Source organism: Tsukamurella pseudospumae, assembly GCF_001575205.1.
GTDB lineage: Bacteria > Actinomycetota > Actinomycetes > Mycobacteriales > Mycobacteriaceae > Tsukamurella > Tsukamurella pseudospumae.
Genome location: NZ_LSRE01000019.1, coordinates 1 through 20,250 on the forward strand (window position 1 = coordinate 1; position 20,250 = coordinate 20,250).

At 68.9% G+C, this 20,250-nt stretch carries 19 protein-coding genes and 1 pseudogene; 12 read left to right on the plus strand and 8 right to left on the minus strand.

The annotated features are described in order from the left end of the window. Positions 1–504: pseudogene (locus tag AXK61_RS25430) on the plus strand (3-hydroxyacyl-CoA dehydrogenase); the annotation flags it as partial. Between the two features lie 192 nt (positions 505–696). On the opposite strand, the gene AXK61_RS14835 reads toward AXK61_RS25430, so the two are convergent. From AXK61_RS14835 to AXK61_RS24425, 3 genes are all read right to left on the minus strand, one after another. Beyond that, the gene (locus AXK61_RS14835; protein ID WP_068746047.1) at positions 697–1,881 is read right to left on the minus strand and encodes an acetyl-CoA C-acetyltransferase; all 1,185 of its coding nucleotides are present in this window, start codon (positions 1,879–1,881) and stop codon (positions 697–699) included. A gap of 108 nt (positions 1,882–1,989) precedes the next feature. After that, positions 1,990–3,150: a steroid 3-ketoacyl-CoA thiolase gene (locus AXK61_RS14840; protein WP_068746048.1), complete on the minus strand. Its 1,161-nt coding sequence runs from the start codon at positions 3,148–3,150 to the stop codon at positions 1,990–1,992. A 591-nt stretch (positions 3,151–3,741) separates the two neighbouring features. After that, a complete protein-coding gene (locus tag AXK61_RS24425) occupies positions 3,742–4,104 on the minus strand; it encodes a zinc ribbon domain-containing protein YjdM (protein WP_082789360.1) in 363 nt (120 codons plus the stop codon). Between the two features lie 381 nt (positions 4,105–4,485). On the opposite strand from AXK61_RS24425, the gene AXK61_RS14845 reads away from it, so the two are divergent. The 7 genes from AXK61_RS14845 to AXK61_RS14875 all read left to right on the plus strand — a co-directional run bounded on the left by AXK61_RS14845 (position 4,486) and on the right by AXK61_RS14875 (position 10,309). Further along, positions 4,486–5,757: an APC family permease gene (locus AXK61_RS14845; protein WP_068746049.1), complete on the plus strand. Its 1,272-nt coding sequence runs from the start codon at positions 4,486–4,488 to the stop codon at positions 5,755–5,757. Between the two features lie 19 nt (positions 5,758–5,776). After that, positions 5,777–6,076 carry a PadR family transcriptional regulator gene (locus AXK61_RS14850; protein WP_068746108.1) on the plus strand — a complete coding sequence of 100 codons (300 nt, stop codon included), beginning with the start codon at positions 5,777–5,779 and terminating at the stop codon, positions 6,074–6,076. Positions 6,077–6,137: 61 nt separating this feature from the next. Next, a complete protein-coding gene (locus tag AXK61_RS14855; protein WP_068746050.1) occupies positions 6,138–6,512 on the plus strand; it encodes an ArsR/SmtB family transcription factor in 375 nt (124 codons plus the stop codon). Further along, complete coding sequence (gene arsB, locus AXK61_RS14860; RefSeq protein ID WP_068746052.1) at positions 6,509–7,624, plus strand: ACR3 family arsenite efflux transporter; 1,116 nt, start codon at positions 6,509–6,511, stop codon at positions 7,622–7,624. The genes AXK61_RS14855 and arsB overlap by 4 nt, the downstream gene beginning before the upstream one ends. Then, positions 7,624–8,079 (plus strand): arsenate-mycothiol transferase ArsC, encoded by a 456-nt coding sequence (locus AXK61_RS14865; protein WP_068746054.1) that lies wholly within the window; start codon positions 7,624–7,626, stop codon positions 8,077–8,079. Before arsB ends, AXK61_RS14865 begins: the two co-directional genes overlap by 1 nt. 40 nt (positions 8,080–8,119) lie before the next feature. Beyond that, positions 8,120–8,779: an arsenate reductase/protein-tyrosine-phosphatase family protein gene (locus AXK61_RS14870; RefSeq protein ID WP_068746056.1), complete on the plus strand. Its 660-nt coding sequence runs from the start codon at positions 8,120–8,122 to the stop codon at positions 8,777–8,779. A 108-nt stretch (positions 8,780–8,887) separates the two neighbouring features. After that, a complete protein-coding gene (locus AXK61_RS14875; protein ID WP_068746058.1) occupies positions 8,888–10,309 on the plus strand; it encodes an FAD-dependent oxidoreductase in 1,422 nt (473 codons plus the stop codon). A 24-nt stretch (positions 10,310–10,333) separates the two neighbouring features. Here the strand turns inward: AXK61_RS14875 and AXK61_RS14880 are convergent, their stop codons facing one another. Together AXK61_RS14880 and AXK61_RS14885 are read right to left on the minus strand one after the other, a co-directional pair. Next, a complete protein-coding gene (locus AXK61_RS14880; RefSeq protein ID WP_068746110.1) occupies positions 10,334–12,322 on the minus strand; it encodes a heavy metal translocating P-type ATPase in 1,989 nt (662 codons plus the stop codon). Further along, on the minus strand, positions 12,319–12,756 hold the full coding sequence (locus AXK61_RS14885; protein WP_068746061.1) for an ArsR/SmtB family transcription factor: 438 nt from the start codon (positions 12,754–12,756) through the stop codon (positions 12,319–12,321). The genes AXK61_RS14880 and AXK61_RS14885 overlap by 4 nt, the downstream gene beginning before the upstream one ends. 108 nt (positions 12,757–12,864) lie before the next feature. On the opposite strand from AXK61_RS14885, the gene AXK61_RS14890 reads away from it, so the two are divergent. Next, positions 12,865–13,470, plus strand: a complete 606-nt coding sequence (locus AXK61_RS14890; protein WP_231855559.1) for a class I SAM-dependent methyltransferase — start codon at positions 12,865–12,867, stop codon at positions 13,468–13,470. Positions 13,471–13,563: 93 nt separating this feature from the next. On the opposite strand, the gene AXK61_RS14895 is transcribed toward AXK61_RS14890, so the two are convergent. After that, complete coding sequence (locus AXK61_RS14895) at positions 13,564–15,054, minus strand: multicopper oxidase family protein (RefSeq protein ID WP_068746065.1); 1,491 nt, start codon at positions 15,052–15,054, stop codon at positions 13,564–13,566. A 28-nt stretch (positions 15,055–15,082) separates the two neighbouring features. Here AXK61_RS14895 and AXK61_RS14900 point away from each other — a divergent pair, with 28 nt between their 5' ends. Further along, entirely contained in the window at positions 15,083–15,271 is a 189-nt protein-coding gene (locus AXK61_RS14900) for a hypothetical protein (RefSeq protein ID WP_068746066.1), read from the plus strand. Positions 15,272–15,359: 88 nt separating this feature from the next. On the opposite strand, the gene AXK61_RS14905 is transcribed toward AXK61_RS14900, so the two are convergent. After that, positions 15,360–16,616: a sensor histidine kinase gene (locus tag AXK61_RS14905; protein ID WP_068746067.1), complete on the minus strand. Its 1,257-nt coding sequence runs from the start codon at positions 16,614–16,616 to the stop codon at positions 15,360–15,362. Next, entirely contained in the window at positions 16,613–17,383 is a 771-nt protein-coding gene (locus AXK61_RS14910; RefSeq protein ID WP_068746068.1) for a response regulator transcription factor, read from the minus strand. Before AXK61_RS14910 ends, AXK61_RS14905 begins: the two co-directional genes overlap by 4 nt. Positions 17,384–17,736: 353 nt before the next feature. Between AXK61_RS14910 and AXK61_RS14915 the strand changes: the two genes are divergently transcribed. Together AXK61_RS14915 and AXK61_RS14920 are read left to right on the plus strand one after the other, a co-directional pair. Then, positions 17,737–18,816 carry a PLP-dependent cysteine synthase family protein gene (locus AXK61_RS14915; RefSeq protein ID WP_068746070.1) on the plus strand — a complete coding sequence of 360 codons (1,080 nt, stop codon included), beginning with the start codon at positions 17,737–17,739 and terminating at the stop codon, positions 18,814–18,816. After that, complete coding sequence (locus AXK61_RS14920) at positions 18,813–20,159, plus strand: MFS transporter (RefSeq protein ID WP_068746072.1); 1,347 nt, start codon at positions 18,813–18,815, stop codon at positions 20,157–20,159. The genes AXK61_RS14915 and AXK61_RS14920 overlap by 4 nt, the downstream gene beginning before the upstream one ends. Positions 20,160–20,250 lie beyond the last annotated feature (91 nt).

The window sequence follows — 20,250 nt, forward strand, 5'->3', positions numbered from 1 at the left end:
AAGATCCGCAAGGAGACCCGCGCCGCCGCCGAGGCCGCCGGCAACCCGCTGCCCGCGCACGGCAGCGACGCCGTCGTCGACGCGATGGTCGACGCGGGCCGCACCGGCCGCAAGGACGGCGCCGGCTTCTACGACTACGTGGACGGCAAGCGCACCGGTCTGTGGCCCGGCCTGAAGGACCTCCTGCCCGCCGGGCAGGACATCCCGCTGCAGGACATGATCGACCGGATGCTCTTCGCCGAGTCGCTCGAGACGGTGCGCTGCTTCGACGAGGGCGTCATGGACTCCGTCGCCGACGCCAACATCGGCTCGATCTTCGGCATCGGCTTCCCCGCCTGGACCGGCGGCGTGCTGCAGTTCATCAACGGCTACGAGGGCGCGAACGGAACCGTGGGCCCCAAGGCCTTCGTCGCCCGCGCGCAGGAGCTGACCAAGTACGGCGAGCAGTTCACCCCGCCCGCCTCCCTGGTCGCCAAGGCCGAGGCCGGCGAGACCTACGAGTAGGACTCACTGAGCCCCAGCAACACTGAGAGGTCCGGCATCACCCACGGGTGATGCCGGGCCTCTCGCCTTCCCGGGGTCGACGGTGCGCGCCGCAGAGCCACATCCCGGGTCGGACGGCCAGCGCCGTGGCGAGATCCAGGCGGTATTGGAGGTGGATTCACGAGATGGGTGGGCGACAGCGCGGGCATGTTGCTAGTAAATCCGGCGTGAAAGCTCGATCCGCTCGATGATGGTGACGTTGGCGGTGCCGCCGCCCTCGCATATCGTCTGGAGTCCGTAGCGGCCGCCGCGGCGCTCGAGCTCGTGGAGCAGGGTGGTCATGAGCTTGGCTCCGGTGGCGCCCAGCGGGTGCCCCAGGGCGATGCCGCCGCCGTTGACGTTGACCTTCTCGTGCGGGATTCCGAGCTCGTCCATCCATGCCAGCGGTACGGAGGCGAAGGCCTCGTTGCACTCGAAGAGGTCGATGTCGTCCACGGTGAGCCTGGTCTTCTGCAGTGCGTGCTGCGTGGCGGGGATCGGGCCGGTGAGCATCCAGACCGGGTCCGCGGCGCGGACCGAGATGTGGTGGATCCGCGCCCGGGGTCGTAGCCCGTGGCGCTGGACGAAGTCGGCGGAGGCCACCATGACGGCGGCGGTGCCGTCGGCGATCTGGCTGGCGACGGCGGCGGTGATGGCGGAGCCCTCGGCGAGCGGGGCGAGCTCGGCCATCTTCTCCAGTGTGGTTCCCCGACGGGGCGTCTCGTCCACCGCGAAGCCCTCGACCGGGGCGATCTCCGCGGCGAACCGGCCCTCGTCGATCGCGGCGATCGCCCGCTCGTGGCTGGCGAGCGCGAACTCCTCCGTGCGGGCGCGGGAGACGCCCCACTTGGTGGCGATCATGTCGGCGCTGGTGAACTGGGAGACCTCGACGTCGCCGTAGCGCTCGCGCCAGCCGATCGATCCGGAGAACGGGTCGTCGAAGCCGTACTCGCGGCCGGCGAGCATGGCGGCGCTGATGGGGATCGCGCTCATGTTCTGCACGCCGGCGGCGACCACCGCGTCGGCGGTACCGGAGAGGATCGCCTGCGCGGCGAAGTGGACCGATTGCTGGCTCGATCCGCACTGCCGGTCGACGGTGACCCCGGGGACGTGCTCGGGCAGGCCGGCGGCGAGCCAGGACGTGCGGGCGATGTTGCCGGACTGCGGGCCGATGGTGTCGCAGCAGCCCATGATGACGTCGTCGACGAGCTGCGGGTCGACGCCGGAGCGCAGGACCGAGGCGCGCAGGACGTGCGCGCCGAGGTCTGCGGAGTGCACCGTCGACAGGGAACCGCCGCGCTTGCCGGACGGGGTGCGCACCGCGTCCAGGATGTAGGCGCCGGGGGCGAGATCGGTCATGACTGCTCCTTCTCGGGGCTGGCGATCCCGAGTTCGAGGATCGCCACTGGCGCAGAAGCCGACCCATATGCCGTTCGTGGACGCGCAGTCAGCGCGGCGCGCATCGGCTCAGATCCGCTCGATGATGGTGCCGGTGGCCATGGCGCCGCCGCAGCACATCGCGATGAGGGCGGTCGAGGCGTCGCGCCGCTCCAGTTCGTGCAGCGCGGTGGTGATGAGGCGGGCGCCGGTGGAGCCGACGGGGTGGCCGAGCGCGATGGCGCCGCCGTTGACGTTGACCTTGTCCGGGTCGGGGCCGATCACCTGCTGCCAGGACAGGACGACGGAGGCGAAGGCCTCGTTGACCTCGAATAGGTCGATGTCGATCAGCGATCGGCCGGAGCGCTCGAGCACGCGCTCGGTGGCGCGGATGGGCCCGTCGAGGTGGTAGTAGGGTTCGCCGCCGACGAGGGCCTGCGAGACGATGCGGGCGCGCGGCGTGAGGCCGAGTGCGGCGGCGCGGTCGGAGTCCATGAGCAGGACGGCGGCGGCACCGTCGGACACCTGGGAGGAGGTCCCGGCGGTGTGTCGGCCCCCGTCGAGCATGGGCTTGAGCTTGGCGAGCCCCTCGGCGGTGCTCTCGCGCGGGCCCTGGTCGCGGGAGACCTCGATGGTCTCGCCGGTCGGCGCGCCGTCGGCCATGGCGGGCGCTTTGAGCGAGACGACCTCGCGGTCGAAGCGGCCTTCGGTCCAGGCCTGCAGGGCTTTGCGCTGGGAGGCGAGGCCGAAGGCGTCGATGTCCTCGCGGGTGAGGCCGCGGCGCTCGGCGATGCGCTCGGCGGCGAGGAACTGGTTGGGCATGTCGATGGTCCACGACGGGGGCCGGGAGTTGCCGAGGCCCTCCGGTCGGTTCGCGCCCAGGGGGATGCGGCTCATGGATTCGACGCCGCAGGAGACGCCGACCTCGATCGCGTCGGTGGCGATGAGGCCCGCGATCAGGCCTGTGGCCTGCTGTGCGGAGCCGCACTGCGCGTCGATGGTGGTGGCGCCGGTCAGCTCCGGCAGGCCGGCGTTGAGCCAGGCCGTGCGCGTGATGTTGCCGGCCTGCTCGCCGGCCTGGGTGACGTTGCCGCCGATGATCTGCTCGACCTGGGCGGGGTCGACGCCCGCGTGGTCGAGGAGTGCGGTGACGGTGCCGCCGAGGAGTTCGGCGGGGTGCAGTCCGCTCAGCCAGCCGCCCCGCTTGCCGATGGGGCTGCGGACGGCGTCGACGATGACGGGGATGCCCATATCGATCGTTCCTCACATTCTCGGCTCGCCCCGATTGGGTCGAGCACGTTCTCGATCGCGGTGCGCTAATCCGACGACAACTGACATGCCACAGAGTCACACTGACTCCTAGTCGCCGGAGCGCGACCACGTAAGGCAACGTACTAGAACATGTTCTAAACGGCAAGACGCAGGCTGGGTGAGGGAACGCCGCTTGACGCGAGGCGCGCCACCAGTGTCCGATCGAGCTGTCGAAGCGCCGGTTTGATAATTAGGTAACCGATTGGCGGATTTGCGACGCAGTAGGTAGCGAGAATGACGTGAACGCGCCCGCCATCTAACCTATTTGAGGCTCTGCCGAAAATGGCACAGTGTATTGTCGCAGCGGGCAAGCAAAGGGAGCCCATCTCGACCCGATGGTGGTGAAATGACGAGTTCGTGCGCTCGGAACGAGCCGACGTGCTAGCGGGAGAGGCGACCCACCTTCGGTGGCGAGAGTCATTAGCCTGCGCTGACGGACGAAGCCGGGCATTCATCGAACTTCGTGGTGGGGTGAAGAATTAGCTGAACGCGACGTGGTGGGCGTGTTTGGCTGCGGGCCAGCGGCGGTGGTCAGAGGGACTTCTTCACGATACTAGATTTTAGTTGCATTCGCCCGAAACCTGGGACAGTCGCATCAATATCGTGTTCGCCGACACCGTCTGTAATCAGCCGGATATTTCGGACCTTGGTGCCAGCCTTGATTGTGCCGCCACCACCGCCTTTGACCTTGATAGTCTTTACCACAGTGATCGCGTCTCCGTCATTCAGTACATTCCCAACGGAGTCCTTCACTTCGTCATTGTGGGGCGTTGTGCTGGGCGTGTCTCTATTCGCTGCCCATTCGTGACCACACATCGGGCAAACCAGTAGCCCTCCCTGCAAGTAGGTGTACATCTCGGCACACTCCGGACATGCAGGCAGCGACTGACTCATGGCTGAAGGATAACTGCTCCATTGTGACAAGTCGCGATCGACCCGCAGCAAGTCAGGACGAATGGCACTAAGGTGCCGCGGTATCGAATATGCCCCCGGCCGCCTCGTTTGCGGGCGATCCCCCGTCGGCACGATGAACGAGACCTGCGGGATGGGACCGCCACCGCTGGTGATCGGGTACAGATGCCGATACGACGACGACGAACCCATCGCCGCTCCCGCCGCACCGTTCGGGAAAGCGCGCGGTTCAGAGGCGACTGCGCGCACGTTGTCGGTGAACTCGTGACGAACATCCGAGCAACGACGCCTCGGCCAGCGATATCGGATGTAGATATCGGCTATCGTTCTCGGACGTACGGTCGTTGAGCGGAGGCGGGTGCGATGGCTACAGAGGCAGCGAACAGCGGGTTGGCGCGGCGACTCGGTCTGGGTGACGCGGTCGTGATCGGTCTCGGATCGATGATCGGCGCGGGGATCTTCGCCGCTCTCGGTCCCGCGGCAGCCACCGCAGGATCTGGCCTCCTGATAGGCCTGCTGGTTGCGGCGGTGGTGGCGTATTGCAATGCGGTCGCTTCAGCGCGGTTGGCGGCGCGGTATCCCCAGTCGGGCGGCACCTACGTCTACGGGCGTGAGCGCCTGGGGCCGTTCTGGGGTTACCTGGGTGGGTGGAGCTTCGTGGTCGGTAAGACGGCCTCGTGTGCGGCGATGGCGCTGACCGTCGGTGCGTACGCGTGGCCGGAGCACGCTCGCACTGTTGCGGTGGCCGCCGTTGTGGCGTTGACCGCGGTCAATTGCCGCGGGGTGCAGAAGTCGGCGATCCTGACCCGAGTGATCGTCGCCGTGGTGCTCGCTGTCCTCACCGCGGTGGTCGTCTCCGCAAACGGGGTCGGCGCCCTCGTCGCGGGCAAGTTGGCGATCGGTTCAGATGTGACCGTGTACGGGGTGTTGCAGGCTGCGGGGTTGTTGTTCTTCGCTTTCGCCGGGTACGCGCGGATCGCGACGCTCGGCGAAGAGGTCCGGGATCCGCAGCGCACGATCCCGCTGGCGATCCCGACAGCACTAGGCCTGGCGCTGCTGGTCTACGCGGCGGTCGCCACGACCGCGCTCGCGGTCCTCGGACCGGAGGTGATGGCCGCATCGATCGCGCCGCTCACCGATGTCGCCCGGGCGACCGAAGTGCCCGGGCTGGTCGTGGCCGTCGCGATCGGAGGTGCCGTTGCGGCGCTCGGGTCGCTGCTATCGCTGATCCTCGGCGTCTCGCGCACCGCCCTCGCGATGGCCCGCGACGGACACCTACCGGCCGCCTTGGCGGCGGTGCATCCGCGGTTCCAGGTGCCGCACCACGCCGAGTTCGCTGTCGGTGTCGTCGTCGCTGTGCTGGTGCTCGCGGTCGATGTGCGCGGGGCGATCGGCTTCTCCTCGTTCGGTGTCTTGCTCTATTACGCCATCGCCAACGCATCGGCGTGGACGCTCAGTCCCGATGAGGGGCGGCCCGCGCGACTGATACCTGTCGTCGGGGCCGGCGGGTGCGTGCTGCTCGCGTTCACGCTGCCCTGGCAATCGGTCGCGGCCGGAGCGGCGGTGGCAGGACTCGGTGGCGCCGTCTACGTGATCCGTCAGCGGCTCTCGGGCAGGCGAGGCGACGTTCGGTAGGGTGCCCGACATGGACTTGGTGCGCGAACTTCTGCGCGGCGCTGTGCCGGTCCATGTCCTGCACCATGCCGCCGAAGACGGCGGTGTCTACGGCGCGTGGATGGCCGAGGAACTCGCGCACCACGGCTACCGCATCTCACCCGGAACCCTCTATCCGCTGCTGCAACGCCTCGAAGACGGCGGACTCCTTCGCTCCTCAGAGCACCTCGTTGACGGCCGGGTGCGACGCGTCTACACAGCCACCTCGGCCGGTGTCGAGGAACTCGCCCGCCTCCGCGTGGTGATCAACGAACTGTCCGGGGAGATTCTCGACCGCTGAGCCCGTCGCGGCGGACCGCGACCATATTGCGTTCGAGATCGACGTCTGTCAATATTGATGTGTGTCGAATTCGCTTCCGTTGACCGACGTGACCGTGCGGTGCTCACCGCTGGTCCGCGAACCCTTATCGGAAGGGCAGTCCGTCGATCTGGCGGCGGTGTTCAAGGCTCTCGCCGACCCGATTCGGTTGCGGCTGTTCAGCTTGATCGCCAGCCACGAGAACGGCGAGGCGTGCGTGTGTGACATCTCGCCGGCTGTGGACGTCTCGCAGCCGACGATCTCGCATCACCTCAAGGTCCTCAAGACCGCGGGGCTGCTCGAGTCCGAGCGCCGCGCCTCGTGGGTGTACTACCGCGTCGTCCCCGACGTCCTGTCCTCGCTCGCCGGGATCCTGCAGTCCGGCGAACCCGCCACCTCGATGGAGGTTCTTTCGTGACCAGCCCCGCCCCGACCGCCGAGCATCAGCCGGTGGTCGGCAAACTCTCCACCCTCGACCGGTTCCTGCCGGTGTGGATCGGCGTCGCCATGGTCGCCGGCCTGCTGCTCGGCCGGATGATTCCGGGCCTGAACACCGCGCTGGAGAAGATCCAGGTCGACGGTGTCTCCCTGCCGATCGCGATCGGCCTGCTGATCATGATGTACCCGGTGCTGGCGAAGGTCCGCTACGACCGGCTCGACACCGTCACCGGCGACCGCAAGCTGCTCCTCGGCTCGCTGCTGCTGAACTGGGTGCTCGGCCCGGCGTTGATGTTCGCCCTGGCCTGGATATTCCTGCCCGACCTGCCCGAATACCGCACCGGCCTGATCATCGTCGGCCTCGCCCGCTGCATCGCCATGGTCATCATCTGGAACGACCTGGCCTGCGGCGACCGCGAAGCCGCCGCCGTCCTGGTCGCGCTGAACTCGGTGTTCCAGGTGATCATGTTCGCCGTCCTGGGGTGGTTCTACCTCTCGATCCTCCCCGGCTGGCTGGGCTTGCAGCAGACGACCATCAGCACCTCGCCGTGGCAGATCGCGAAGTCCGTGCTGATCTTCCTCGGCATCCCACTCCTCGCCGGATACCTCTCCCGCCGGATCGGCGAGAAGACCAAGGGCCGCGACTGGTACGAGTCGACGTTCCTCCCGAAGATCGGCCCGTGGGCCCTCTACGGTTTGCTGTTCACCATCGTCATCCTCTTCGCCCTCCAGGGCGAGCAGATCACCTCCCGCCCCTGGGACGTCGCCCGGATCGCAGTGCCGCTGCTGGTGTACTTCGCGATCATGTGGGGCGGCGGCTACCTGCTCGGCGCCGTCATGGGCCTGGGCTACGAGCGCACGACCACGCTGGCGTTCACCGCAGCGGGCAACAACTTCGAGCTCGCCATCGCCGTCGCGATCGCCACCTACGGCGCCACCTCCGGCCAAGCCCTCGCCGGAGTCGTCGGCCCGCTGATCGAGGTCCCAGTACTGGTAGCTCTCGTCTATGTCTCGCTGGCACTGCGTAAACGATTCCCTCTGTCCCTGTCCTCCACTGCTACCGCAGCTGATTCGTCCAGGAGCGTGAACTGATGCCCGACAACCAGACCATGCCTGATACCGCCGCCGGGACCGAGACCGGCACGCCGAGTGTGCTGTTCGTGTGCGTGAAGAACGGCGGCAAGTCGCAGATGGCTGCGGGCCTGATGCGCAAGGCCGCTGGCGACGCGGTCGCCGTGTACTCGGCCGGCACCAAGCCTGGGGCCGCGGTCAACGGCCTGTCCGCCGAGTCTCTCGCTGAGGTCGGCGTCGACATCACCGGTGAGACCCCGAAGCCGATCGACCCTGAGCTGCTTTCCCGGGTGGATCTGGTGGTCACCCTCGGCCGCGAAGCGGTCGTCGAGACGCCTGACGGTGTGGCGCTGGTGAACTGGGACACTGACGAGCCGTCGGATCGGGGCATCGACGGGATCGAGCGGATGCGTCTGGTCCGCGACGACATCGCCGCCCGCGTGACCGCGCTGGCCGCCGAACTCACCGCCCGGTAGCACCCCTGCAGGCCGGGATCGGACGAACGGGAGCATAGGAATGAACGCCACCACCGAACCGGCCCGCACACCGGAACTGCTGATGCCCCAGGCGCTTCTCGGCCGGACCGCGGAGCGGCTCGCGGTCCAGTACCGCGGGATCGTCTCCGAGCAGACCGTCGAACGGGTCGTCTTCGAGTCCTACACCGCGCTGCGGCGCACTGCCCGCATCCACACCCACCTGGTGACCCTGGCCGGCCGGTTCGCCGCCGAACGCCTCGCCGCACTCGCGCAGTCCACGGGTGCGACCAGCAAGACGGTGCCGGAGGTGCTGTTCGTCTGCGTGCACAACGCAGGCCGCTCGCAGATGGCCGCAGCCCTGCTCACCCACCACGGCGCAGGGCTTGTGCACGTCCGCTCCGCCGGCTCACTGCCAGCCGCGGCGATCAACCCGGTCGTCGAGCAAGCCATGTCCGAGGTCGGCCTCGACCTGGCCGCCGAGTTCCCCAAACCGCTCACCGACGACGTCGTCGCCGCCGCGGACGTGGTGATCTCGATGGGCTGCGGCGACGCCTGCCCGGTCTACCCGGGCAAGCAGTACCTGGACTGGCAGGTCACCGACCCCGACAACCACCCCATCGACACCGTCCGCCTGATCCGCGACGACCTCGACCGCCGCGTCCAGGCCCTGCTCACCGACCTCCTGCCGGCCACTACCTGACCCGCCCCGTCTCTGATCTGGCCGACGGCCCGTCTTCGCCGGGCTCTCGGCTGTGTTCCGCCTGCCCTGCTCATCTCGCTTGTGTTCTTGGAAGGGAACGAAATACCCATGTCTGCACGCAAGATCATCGCCATCGGCGGCTCGGACGCCGGGATCTCCGCTGCCCTGCGGGCCCGCGAACTCGACCCCACCACCGAGGTCACCGTGGTCGTCGCCGACGCCTACCCGAACTTCTCCATCTGCGGCATCCCGTACTACGTCTCCGGCGAGGTCACCCACTGGAGCAACCTCGCCCACCGCACCGCCGCCGACCTCGCCGCGACCGGCATGACCGTGCACACCGACACCAGAGCTACCGCGATCGACGCGGCCGGGCACCGCCTGACCGTCACCGGCCCCGACGGCGCCACCCGCGACCTCGACTACGACGCCCTCGTCATCGGCACCGGCGCCGTCTCCGTGCGGCCGCCGATCACCGGACTCGACCATCTCGGGCCCGACGACGGTGTGCACCTGCTGCACTCGATGGGCGACACCTTCGCCGTAATGAACACCCTCACCACCAAGGATCCGAAGACCGCGATCATCATCGGTGCCGGCTACATCGGCCTCGAGATGGCCGAAGGGCTCACCGCCCGCGGCATCCACGTGACCCAGATCGAAGCCCTCCCCGAAGTCCTGCCCACCGTCGAACCCGAACTCGGCGCCCTCGTCCACGACGAACTCGTCCGCAACGGGGTCGACGTCCGCACCAAGACCCTGGTCACCGCCGTCAACCGCACCGCCACCGGCGCACTGGCCGTGACCACCAGCCGCGACGGCGAGACCGACCAGGTCACCGCTGATTTGGTGCTCGTCGTCGTGGGTGTCCGCCCCGACACCGAGCTGGCTGCCGCAGCTGGCGTCGAGCTCGGGATCAAGGGCACGATCGCCGTTGACGAGCAGATGCGCACCAACCTGCCCGACGTCTTCGCCGCCGGCGATGCCGTGCACACCCACCACCGCCAGCTCGGCATCACCTGGCTGCCACTCGGCACCACCGCGCACAAGCAGGGCCGCGTCGCCGGTGAGAACGCCCTCGGCGGCACCGCCCGGGTCGCCGGCTCGCTGGGTACCCAGGTCGTGAAGATCTTCGACCTGGTCGCCGCCCGCACCGGTCTCAAAGAGACCGAAGCGCTAGCGGCCGGCCGGGGGTGGGTGCCGGTGTCGACGACGTCCACACCGGATGATCACAAGGCCTACTACCCGGGCGCCACCCCGATCAGCATCCGCATCACCGGCGACGAGAACACCGGCATCCTGCTCGGCGCCCAGCTCATCGGCCATCGCACGGCGGAGGTCTCCAAGCGCGTCGACACCTACGCCATCGCCCTGCATCACGGCATGAGCGTCGACGCCCTGTCCGAGCTGGACCTGTCCTACACACCGCCGCTCGGGTCCCCGTGGGACGCCGTGCAGGTCGCCGCCCAGAACTGGGTCCGCGAACACCAGCCGCATCACCAGCGTGCAGGGCTTGGCGTGTCCCGATAACCACCTGAGGGCTCGGTCGGTCGTCTACGCCGCGTGCGCAGCCACCGGCTCGGGCTTGGACGCCGGTGTCGACCGCAGGGCGGTCACGCGGCCCGCGCGGACCCCGTTGGCGATGACGACGATCTCTGCGAGTTCGTGGACGGCGACGACGGCGGCGAGACCGAGGATCCCGAACAACGCGAGGGGGATGAGGATCGCGATCAGCCCGAGGGATAGGCCGACGTTCTGCAGCATGATCGTGCGAGCCCGGCGGGCGTGGTCAAGTGCCTGGGGGAGGGTGCGGAGGTCTTCGCCCATCAGGGCGACGTCGGCGGTCTCGATCGCGACGTCGGATCCCATGGCGCCCATGGCGATGCCGAGGTCGGCGGTGGCCAGGGCGGGGGCGTCGTTGACGCCATCGCCGACCATCGCCGTGAACGCGCTCTGGCGGAGGTCGCCAATGATGCGGGCCTTGTCCTCGGGCCGCAGGTCGGCGTGCACGTCGTCGATGCCGGCGATGCGCGCCAGGGCGGTGGCGGCGGCGGTGTTGTCGCCGGTGAGCATCGCGACGGTGGCGCCGCTGCGGTGCAGATGGGCGATCACCTCGCCGGCTTCGGGGCGCAGCTCGTCGCGGACAGCGACCGCCCCGATGACTTGGCCGTCGTGTTCGACGAGGACGGCGGTGGCGCCGCCGGCCTGCATCGCCGCGATCCGCTCGGCGAGGGGGCCGGGTTCGATCCAGCCGGGACGCCCTAAGCGGGCGGGGCGGCCGTCGACGAGTCCGATCAGACCGGCCCCGGGAACGGCCTGCACATCGACCGCCGCGGTGGTCTGGCCGTGGGCGGCGAGGATCGAGCTGGCCAGCGGGTGTTCGCTGTGCGCTTCGAGCGCCGCTGCGACGGCGAGCACCCGCTCCTGCCCCGGAGAGCGGTCGCCGCTCAGGCTGTTCCCGGTGCTGGCAGGAGCGGTGTCGGCGGTGGCGATGTCGACGACGGTGGGCCGGTTCGCGGTCAGGGTGCCGGTCTTGTCGAGGGCGACGGTGCGGACTCGGCCGAGGGCTTCGAGGGCGGCTCCGCCTTTGACGAGGACGCCGATCGTGCTGGCGGCGCCGATCGCGGCGACCACGGTCACCGGCACGGAGATCGCCAGCGCGCACGGGGAGGCGGCGACGAGCACGACCAGGGCCCGCGCGATCCAGGTGGCCGGGTCCCCGAGCAGGGATCCGAGGATGGCGATGGCGGCGGCGAAGATCATGATCGCCGGCACCAGGGGTTTGGCGATCGTGTCGGCCAGGCGCTGCGCGTCGCCCTTGCGGGACTGCTCGGCCTCGACGATCTGCACGATCTTGGCCAGGGAGTTGTTCTCCGCGGTGGTGGTGACCTGAACGGTCAGGGCGCCGGTGCCGTTGATCGACCCGGCGAACACCTCGTCACCGGGACCGGCTTCGACAGGCACGGATTCGCCGGTGATCGCGGAAACATCCAGTGCGGTGCGGCCTTCGGTGATGGTGCCGTCGGTGGCGATCCGCTCGCCGGGTTTGACCAGCATCAGGTCCCCGACCGCCAGCTCCGACGGCGAAACGGTGACCGGACTCCCGTCACGGAGCACAGTCGCGGTGTCCGGGACCAGGTTCAGCAGGGCCCGCAGGCCGCGGCGGGTGCGGGAAACCGCGTACTCCTCGAGGCCCTCGCTGATGGAGAACAGCACGGCGAGCATCGCCGCTTCGCCGACCTCGCCGAGGATCACCGCGCCGACCGCGGCGATGGTCATCAGGGTGCCGACGCCGATCTTGCCCTTCGCCAACCGGCGCAGCGTGGAGGGGACGAACGTCCATCCCCCGATCAGCAGCGCCACCCACTCCAACACCAGCGTGAGGCGTTGGGGGCCGCCGGTCCAGCCGACGATGTACGCGGCGAGCAGGAACACTGCGGCCGCGGCGGCGGCCTGCAGCTCCCGCACCTGCCACCAGTGCTCCGGAGCCCGCTCGTCCTCACCGGCGGGTTCGTCGTGCCCGCAGCCGCATGCATCGCTCATCGCCGCACCGCCTTCGCCGCCGACGCCGAAGTTCCGTCGGTTCCGGCCGCGGTCGCGTCGTCGCTTCCGCAGCACGGTGCGGCGCTGTCCGTGACGTAGTTCGGGCACAACGCGACCGCGTTCCCGGTGGCCGCCAAGAGCTTTTCCGCGGCGGCGAGCAGGTCCATCAACTCCGGCCGGGCCAGGCTGTAGAACACCTGCCGGCCCTCCGGGCGGCCCTCGACGAGACCGCAGTCCCGCAGGCACGCCACGTGCGCGGACACGGTCGACTGCGCCAGCCCCAACTCGGCCATCAGGTCCGCCACCCGAGTTTCGCCGCCGTGGGCCAGGCGAGTCGCGATCGCCAGGCGGGTGCCGTCGGAGAGGCTGTGGAACAACGCCACCGCGGGATCGAGGCCAGCCCCGGCCGCCACCGAACACTCATTCATCGCCATACGGCGATGATAGCGGCCTTCTGTGGTGTAATCGAATCATCACGAAGAAACTCCCGGCCGCGGGCTCGCGGCCGGGCGAGCATGGTGGGAGCTGCTGGTATGCCGTCGATGTCGACGATCGAATCACTGTTCTGCCGCAGTGTTCCATGGGAGGCGGTCACCGGCAGGTGGGTGCTGCCGTGGGCGCTGCAGAACGTCCAGCCGCGGGGCAGGGTGCTAGAGATCGGCGGCGGGGGCGGTGCGATGGCTGCACAGATCCTCGCCACCAGCCCCGACGACGTGGAGGTGACAGTCACCGATTTCGACCCGGTGATGGTCGCGACCGCCGCTGATCGCCTGCGGCGGTTCGGTGACCGCGCCCACGCCCAGGTCGCCGACGCCACCGCCCTGCCGTTCGAGGACGGCGGCTTCGACACCGTCGTCACGTTCATCATGTTGCATCACGTCGTCGATTGGGAGCAGGCCCTGGGCGAAGCCGTGCGGGTGCTCGCTCCCGGTGGGATGTTGGTCGGGTACGACCTACTCGGCAGCGCACCGGCGCGGCTGCTGCACCACCTCGAAGGCGCTCCACACCGGTTCATCAACCGCGACGAGCTGCGCCCGCACCTGGCATCCCTGCCGCTCACCGACATCAAGGTCCGGGAGAATACTGTGCTCACACGGTTCCAGGCGCGCGCTGTGTCCACCCAGAGCAGTTACCAGACGATCATCTAGTTCTGCGCTGGCGGCGCGTCGATGTCGAGGCGCCAATTGGCGTATGGCCGACCACGGTCACTTGACACGATGGCTCGGCCGGGGCAGCACCCCCTAGGTGTATTTAAGGGTGGTCATCATGCCCATTTCCATGTGATAGATGTTGTGGCAGTGCAGGGCCCATGTTCCGGGGTTGTCGGCGTCGAGGTCCACCTCGACTGAGCCCATCGGTTTGATGAGCACAGTGTCCTTGCGCAGTCCGGCGCTGCCGGGCAGTGACCAGGTGTGGCCGTGGATGTGCATCGGGTGCAGCATCATCGTTTCGTTGGTGATCTGCATCCGCAGTCGTTGGCCCTTGCCGACCGTCAGCGGGTTGTCCTCGCCGTGCTTCTTGCCGTTGATGCCCCAGGCGTACGGGTCCATCTGACCGTTGAGCGCGACTTTGATCGTCGAGTCCGGTTCACGGTCGGGCAGGCGTGCGGAGTCGGCGGCGGCGAGCTCGGTGGCGCCGAGGAGCACAGGGCCGTCCAGTTCGGCGGGACGCACGTCCGGGGCGGGGGCAGCGCCGGAACCCGTGCGCAGGACGGCGAGTGCCTGGCCGTTCTTGCCTTCGGCGGCGGCGACGAGGGGGAACACGCCGTCGCCGACGGTGACGGTCACGTCGTAGCGTTCGCCCATCGCGACGAACAGGGCACGGGCCTGCTTGTCCTGCACTCGGTGGCCGTCGGTGTGGGTGACCCTCAGGGTGTGTCCGCCGAGGGCGACCCGGAAGACGGTGTCGGAGCCGGCATTGATGATCCGCAGGCGGATGCGTTGTCCGGGTTTGGCGCGGAACTCGGTGGGTGCGGCCGGGATCCGGCCGTTGATGAGGTAGTGCGGGTAGACCACGTCACCGGCATCGCCGAGCCGGGAACTGCTCATGCCGGGCATCGAGGAGTGGTCCATGCCGCCCATGTCCATGCCGGGTTTGATCGGGCCGGTCTTGGCCTGGAAGTCGGCGAGGATCTGGTCGGGGTTCTTACCGACGCCGTCGGTCCAGTCGTCGAGGACGACGATCCATTCGGCGTCGTAGGCGCCGGGTTCGTTGGGGTCGTCGATGATGATCGGCGCGTACAGCGCGCGGTCGAGTTGCGCGCCGACGTGCGGGTGGAAGAAGTGGGTACCGGCATCGGGGGCGGTGAACTCGTACACGAACCGCCCGCCGGGGCGAATCGGATCCTGGGTGACGCCGGGAACGCCGTCGGCCTGATTACGCAGCCGGATGCCGTGCCAGTGGATGCTGGTGTCGGCGGGGAGCCTGTTGTCGAGGGCCACGCGCAGGAAGTCGCCGGCGTTGGCGCGAATGACCTTGCCCGGCAGGGCGTCGTCGTAGGCCCACGTTCGAGCGGTGATGCCACCGAGGTCGACCGTGCTCTCCCGGGCGGTGAGTGTCGTTTCAACGACCTTCTGCCCGGGCTGGGGTGTTGCTTGCAGCGGGGGACCCTGCAGCGGACGGGAGGCGCCGCCGGGCGTGCTGGCGGTGTTGTCGCCGCACGCGGCGAGCGCTCCGACGCCGAGGGCGGCGAGGCCGCCGAACAGGGCTGTTCGTCTGGTCACCGGTGTCATGCGTGATCCCCTTGGGTCGAGTCGAGAGATGGAGGCAAGCAGCGGTGCCTACGGCGCGGCGGGGCTGGTGGAGGGGCTGCCGTGGTCCATCCCCGGCATGTTTGGCATCCCCGGCATGCTGGGGTGCGGTGCGGGGGGCGAACTCGGGGTGCTGCTCATCGAATGCCCGGCGGGCATCTGCGTTTGGGATGAGGCCGGTGTGCTGCTGGTGTCGTGATTCATCGACGACATACCGTCGCCGCAGGCGGTGGTGGCGAGGACGATGGTGGCGGTAACAGCTGCCGTGGTGAACAGTCGCTTGGGATTCATGGGTTCTTCCTTTTAGCCGGGATTCTCTGGGGGACTCTGCGGTGGGTTTGTCTGGGCGGTGAGTTCGGCACCTCGGTGGTGTCGGGGGTCGGCGCTGGGTAGCCACGCTTGGCGCTGCGGCACTGGTAGATCGGCAACGTTAGCGTGAACTGGGCGCCCCGGCCGGGCCCGCGGCTGGTGGCGGTAAGGGATCCGTCGTGGGCTTCGGCGAGCGCACGGGCGATGGTCAGTCCGATTCCGCTGCCGCCGGCGTCGCGATTGCGGGAGGTGTCGGTGCGGTAGAAGCGGTCGAAGACGTGTGGGAGGTGTTCGGGGGCGATGCCTTCGCCGGTGTCGTCGATGAGGATGTCGACGAGATTGTGGTCTCGGCGTCGGCTGCTGACGGTGACGCTACCGCCGGGTGGGGTGTGTCGGCGGGCGTTGCTGAGCAGGTTCGCCAGGGTCTGGCCGATGCGGGTGCGGTCCGCGGCGACCAGATCCGTGGTGGTCGGGCCGACGATCAGGTCGATACCTGCGTCGTCGTAGCCGGGTTGCGCTTCGCGGACCGCGGCGGTGGTGATGTCGTTGACCGCGGTCGGTTCGGGTTCGACACGCAGTTGGCGTTCGCCGGCGCGGGAGACCGAATCGATGTCGTCGGCGAGGCGTTTGAGCCTGCTGGTGGCGCTGCGGATGACGCCGTACATCTGCTCGCCGGGGGTGCGGATGCCGTCTTCGGCAGCTTCGATCTGCGCGGCGATCGTAGTGATCGGGGTGCGGAGTTCGTGGGCGAGGTCCGAGAGCATCTGCTGGCGGATCTCCTCGGTGGTATCGAGCTGCTCGGCCAGCCGGTTGACACTGCGGGTCAGGTCGCTGAATTCACGGCCCAGGCGGCTGGGCGGGACTCGGACGGCGTGGTTACCGGCGGCGATGTTCGCGGTCGAGGTGACCACGGCACTGATCGAGCGCTGCACCCGACGGGTGATCAGCCAGCTGACCACCAGTGCCAGCACCACCGAGCAGAGCAGGGCGACCGACACGGACACGATCAGCGAGGAGGCGAACGCCTCCTCGACGTGCTTGGCCTGCGGGGATGTGGTGGGCAGGCCGGCGTGGGCCATGTGGGTGTGGAACAGGTGCGGCGCGACCGTCCAGGCAACCAGAGCGGAGCTTGCAGCGCCGGCAGCGATCACGACGGTTTGGGCGATGAACAGGCGAGTGGTGAACCCCGAACGTTGCCGCCCGCCGGCCCGCCGCCCGGACAGCAGCGTGCTCATCGTTGCGACCGGCCGTCACCCATTCGGTACCCGATCCCGCGAATGGTGCGGATGTAGCGGCGCTCGGCCGCGGTGTCACCGAGCTTGCGACGCAGGCTCGCGATGTGGACGTCGACGACGTGGGCGTCGCCGACCCAACCGGGACCCCAGAGCTCGGAGAGGAGCTGATCGCGGCTGAACACCATCCCTGGTCGGCGGGAGAGCACATCGAGCAGGTCGAATTCAGTGCGGGTGAGCGCGATCGGTGTCCCCGCAAGGCTCACTTCCCGCCCCTGCGGGTCGATCACCAGCTCGTCGATCCGGCGTTCCCCGGGCAGCGGCATGCCAGAGGCGTTGACGGTTCCGGCGCGCGGCCTGCGGAGCATCGCTTCGATCCGGGCGATCAGCTCGCGGGGGCTGAACGGTTTGGTCAGGTAGTCGTCAGCTCCGACGGACAGGCCGACGAGGGTGTCGACCTCGTCGGCGCGGGCGGTGACCATCACCACGTAGGCATCGGAGAAGGTGCGCAGTTGCCGACAGACCTCGACGCCGTCCAGCGAGGGCAAGCCGAGGTCGAGGACGACGACGTCCGGGGGCAGGCGATGCGCGGCGGCCACCGCGGCGGCGCCGTCGCCGCTGATCTCGACGTCGAAGCCGCTGCGTTGGAGGTAGTCGGCGATGACCTCGGCGAGGTCGGGTTCGTCCTCGATGACCATCGCGCGCAGGCCCAGTTTCGGCCGCGGCTCAGTCACCGCCGCCGGCCTGGGCTCGGCAACAATCGCATCCATGCCTCCCATCGTGGCCTGACGGTATGCCGATGTTCGAGCCGAGACGGCGATCTTGAGCAAATCTTGATCTTGAGCATACGTAACCGCCCGGTTAGGGCACGCACAGTCGTAAGCGGTCAGACACCCCTCACCGGACTGATCACGATGTGGCGCGTTTTCACCAGGGCGCGCCCCAGGCGCGCCGCCCCCGCTGGCCCCTGCCGGTGCCGCAGCGGACCTCTGCTGTGGCCGGGCGGCGTCGCCGCACACCTGCGACATCCTGCTTCGCCCTCCGAAAGGAATACCCCGACGTGAGCCTCCACGCGACTACGGTTCCCGCCCAACAACCGCCGGTACCGCTGCATCATCCGGCGTTGCCGTACCGGCAGTTCGGCGAGCCCACGGCGTCCTCGGACCGGCCCGGCGCTTTGGTGGGCAACACCCCGGTGATGCGGATCGCAGAGCCGTTCACACCCGCCGGGCATGGTTTCTGGGCGAAACTGGAGGGCTTCAACCCCGGCGGGATGAAGGACCGGCCTGCCCTGCACATGGTCGAGCGGGCCAAGGCACGGGGCGATCTGGCGCCGGGAGCGCGGATCGTCGAATCCACCAGCGGCACCCTGGGGCTCGGCTTGGCGTTGGCGGGGATCGTGCACGATCATCCCGTGACGTTGGTGACCGACCCGGGACTGGAACCGATCCTCACCCAGATGCTCGCCGCGTACGGCGCCCGGGTGGACATGGTCACCGAACCGCACCCGAGCGGTGGGTGGCAGCAGGCCCGCCGGGACCGCGTCCAATCGCTCCTGGCCGCCGATCCGACGGCCTGGTGCCCGGATCAGTACACCAACCCGGACAACGTCAGCGCCTACCAGCCGCTCGCGCTCGAACTGCTCACCCAGCTCGGGCACATCGACGTCCTCGTCTGCTCGGTCGGCACCGGGGGCCACTCGGCGGGGATCAGCCGCACTCTGCGGCAGTTCCTGCCCGACGTCGAGCTCGTGGGCGTCGACACCATCGGATCGACCATCTTCGGCCAACCCGCGCACAAGCGGCTCATGCGCGGTCTCGGCTCGAGCATCTACCCGGGCAATGTCGACTACGCGGCGTTCTCCGAGGTGCATTGGGTCGCCCCCGAGGAATCGGTATGGGCGTGCCGGACCCTGGCATCGACGCACTACGCCACCGGCGGCTGGAGCGTCGGAGCGGTCGCACAGGTAGCCGGGTGGATCGCCGGTACCCGCTCCCCGGACACGGTCGTCGCCGCGATCTTCCCCGACGGCCCACAGCGGTACTACGGCACCGTGTACAGCGACGAGTACTGCCACGCCAACGGCATCGACCCGACCGTGGCGCCGCCATCGGCGCCCGTGACCATCGCCGACCCCACCGCGACCGTGGTGACCCGATGGTCTCGTTGCAGCGCCGTGCGCGACCCGCTCACTGCGCGATGACCGGTCCGATCGCCACGTTCCGCACCTTCGACCGGCCCAGCCAGGTGTTGATGGTCAACCAGTTCACCATCAACCTCGGCTTCTACATGCTCATGCCCTACCTCGCCGGATACCTGGCCGGGCCCGTCGGACTCGCCGGGTGGGCCATCGGTCTGGTGATGGGGATCCGCAATTTCTCACAGCAAGGCATGTTCCTCATCGGCGGCACACTCGCCGACCGGCTCGGATACAAACCGCTGATCGTCGCCGGGTGTCTGCTGCGGACCGTCGGATTCGGGCTGCTGGCCACCGTTGATTCCCTGCCCGCCCTGCTGGCCGCGTCCGCGGCCACCGGGTTCGCCGGCGCATTGTTCAACCCCGCTGTGCGGGCGTACCTCGCCGCTGACGCCGGGGACCGCCGCATCGAAGCGTTCGCGATCTTCAACATCTTCTACCAGGCGGGGATCCTCGTCGGCCCCCTGGTGGGGGTGTTGCTCATGGCGTTCGACTTCCGCGTGACCTCACTGGTGGCCGCGGTAGTGTTCGCCGCACTGACCGTCGCGCAGATCCTCGCGCTGCCCCGCGATCGCCGCGAAGGTGCACCTGCCGGCGAGCCGCGGCGCTCGGTGCTGGCGGACTGGCGGATCGTGGCCGGGAACCGCCGGTTCGTCCTGTTCGCCTGCGCGATGATCGGCTCTTATGTCCTCTCGTTCCAGGTGTACTTGGCGCTGCCGCTGCACGCGGCGGCGATCACCGGCAGTGAACCGTCGTCGACGTACCTGGTGGCGGCGGTGTTCGTGGTCACCGGAATCATCGCGGTCGCCGGGCAACTGCGGATCACCAGCTGGTTCCGCCGCCGATTCGGACCCACCCGCAGCCTGGGAGTGGGTATGGCGGTGATGACCAGCGCGTTCGTTCCCTTGTTCGTGGTACCGACCGCAACGCTAGCCGGAAAAGCCACCGCTGCCGGCGCGCTGCTGATCGCTGCCGCCGGCCTGGCAATCGCGACCGCGACCGTCTTTCCGTTCGAGATGGACACCGTGGTCAACCTCTCCGGCGACCGGCTGGTCGCCACCCACTACGGGCTGTACAACACAGTCGTCGGCGTCGGGATCCTCGCCGGCAACCTGGGGACCGGTGCGCTCCTTTCGCTGGGCATTCGCCTGGGATTCCCCGGGTTGATCTGGGCGGTACTGATCGCTATCGGCGCCGCGGCGACGATCGCGTTGGGCGCCCTGCACCGCACCGGCGCACTGACTAGACCCGAGCCGACAGGCGCCGCGGCCGCCGCATCCCCAGCCGCCCGGATCCGCGCCACGTCCCACCGAAGGCCTGCTGAGGCCGGCCGGCACCGGCGGTGGTAGGCGGATGCGGAGTCAGGGTCCGAAGGCCGCGCGGGTGCGTTCACACGCCGAACCCGGCGGGTTTGTTCCGCCGGGTTCGGATGGGGAGAAC

Bases quoted from the DNA above. Each gene is read 5' to 3' on its own strand.
- AXK61_RS14835 (WP_068746047.1), bottom strand. From the start codon at position 1,881: ATGACCGATCTCGCCCCCGGCGCCTACATCCTGGACGCGGTGCGCACC.
- AXK61_RS14840 (WP_068746048.1), bottom strand. From the start codon at position 3,150: ATGGGCATCCCCGTCATCGTCGACGCCGTCCGCAGCCCCATCGGCAAG.
- AXK61_RS24425 (WP_082789360.1), bottom strand. From the start codon at position 4,104: ATGAGTCAGTCGCTGCCTGCATGTCCGGAGTGTGCCGAGATGTACACC.
- AXK61_RS14845 (WP_068746049.1), top strand. From the start codon at position 4,486: ATGGCTACAGAGGCAGCGAACAGCGGGTTGGCGCGGCGACTCGGTCTG.
- AXK61_RS14865 (WP_068746054.1), top strand. From the start codon at position 7,624: ATGCCCGACAACCAGACCATGCCTGATACCGCCGCCGGGACCGAGACC.
- AXK61_RS14870 (WP_068746056.1), top strand. From the start codon at position 8,120: ATGAACGCCACCACCGAACCGGCCCGCACACCGGAACTGCTGATGCCC.
- AXK61_RS14875 (WP_068746058.1), top strand. From the start codon at position 8,888: ATGTCTGCACGCAAGATCATCGCCATCGGCGGCTCGGACGCCGGGATC.
- AXK61_RS14880 (WP_068746110.1), bottom strand. From the start codon at position 12,322: ATGAGCGATGCATGCGGCTGCGGGCACGACGAACCCGCCGGTGAGGAC.
- AXK61_RS14885 (WP_068746061.1), bottom strand. From the start codon at position 12,756: ATGGCGATGAATGAGTGTTCGGTGGCGGCCGGGGCTGGCCTCGATCCC.
- AXK61_RS14890 (WP_231855559.1), top strand. From the start codon at position 12,865: ATGTCGACGATCGAATCACTGTTCTGCCGCAGTGTTCCATGGGAGGCG.
- AXK61_RS14895 (WP_068746065.1), bottom strand. From the start codon at position 15,054: ATGACACCGGTGACCAGACGAACAGCCCTGTTCGGCGGCCTCGCCGCC.
- AXK61_RS14900 (WP_068746066.1), top strand. From the start codon at position 15,083: ATGGAGGCAAGCAGCGGTGCCTACGGCGCGGCGGGGCTGGTGGAGGGG.
- AXK61_RS14905 (WP_068746067.1), bottom strand. From the start codon at position 16,616: ATGAGCACGCTGCTGTCCGGGCGGCGGGCCGGCGGGCGGCAACGTTCG.
- AXK61_RS14910 (WP_068746068.1), bottom strand. From the start codon at position 17,383: ATGGATGCGATTGTTGCCGAGCCCAGGCCGGCGGCGGTGACTGAGCCG.
- AXK61_RS14920 (WP_068746072.1), top strand. From the start codon at position 18,813: ATGACCGGTCCGATCGCCACGTTCCGCACCTTCGACCGGCCCAGCCAG.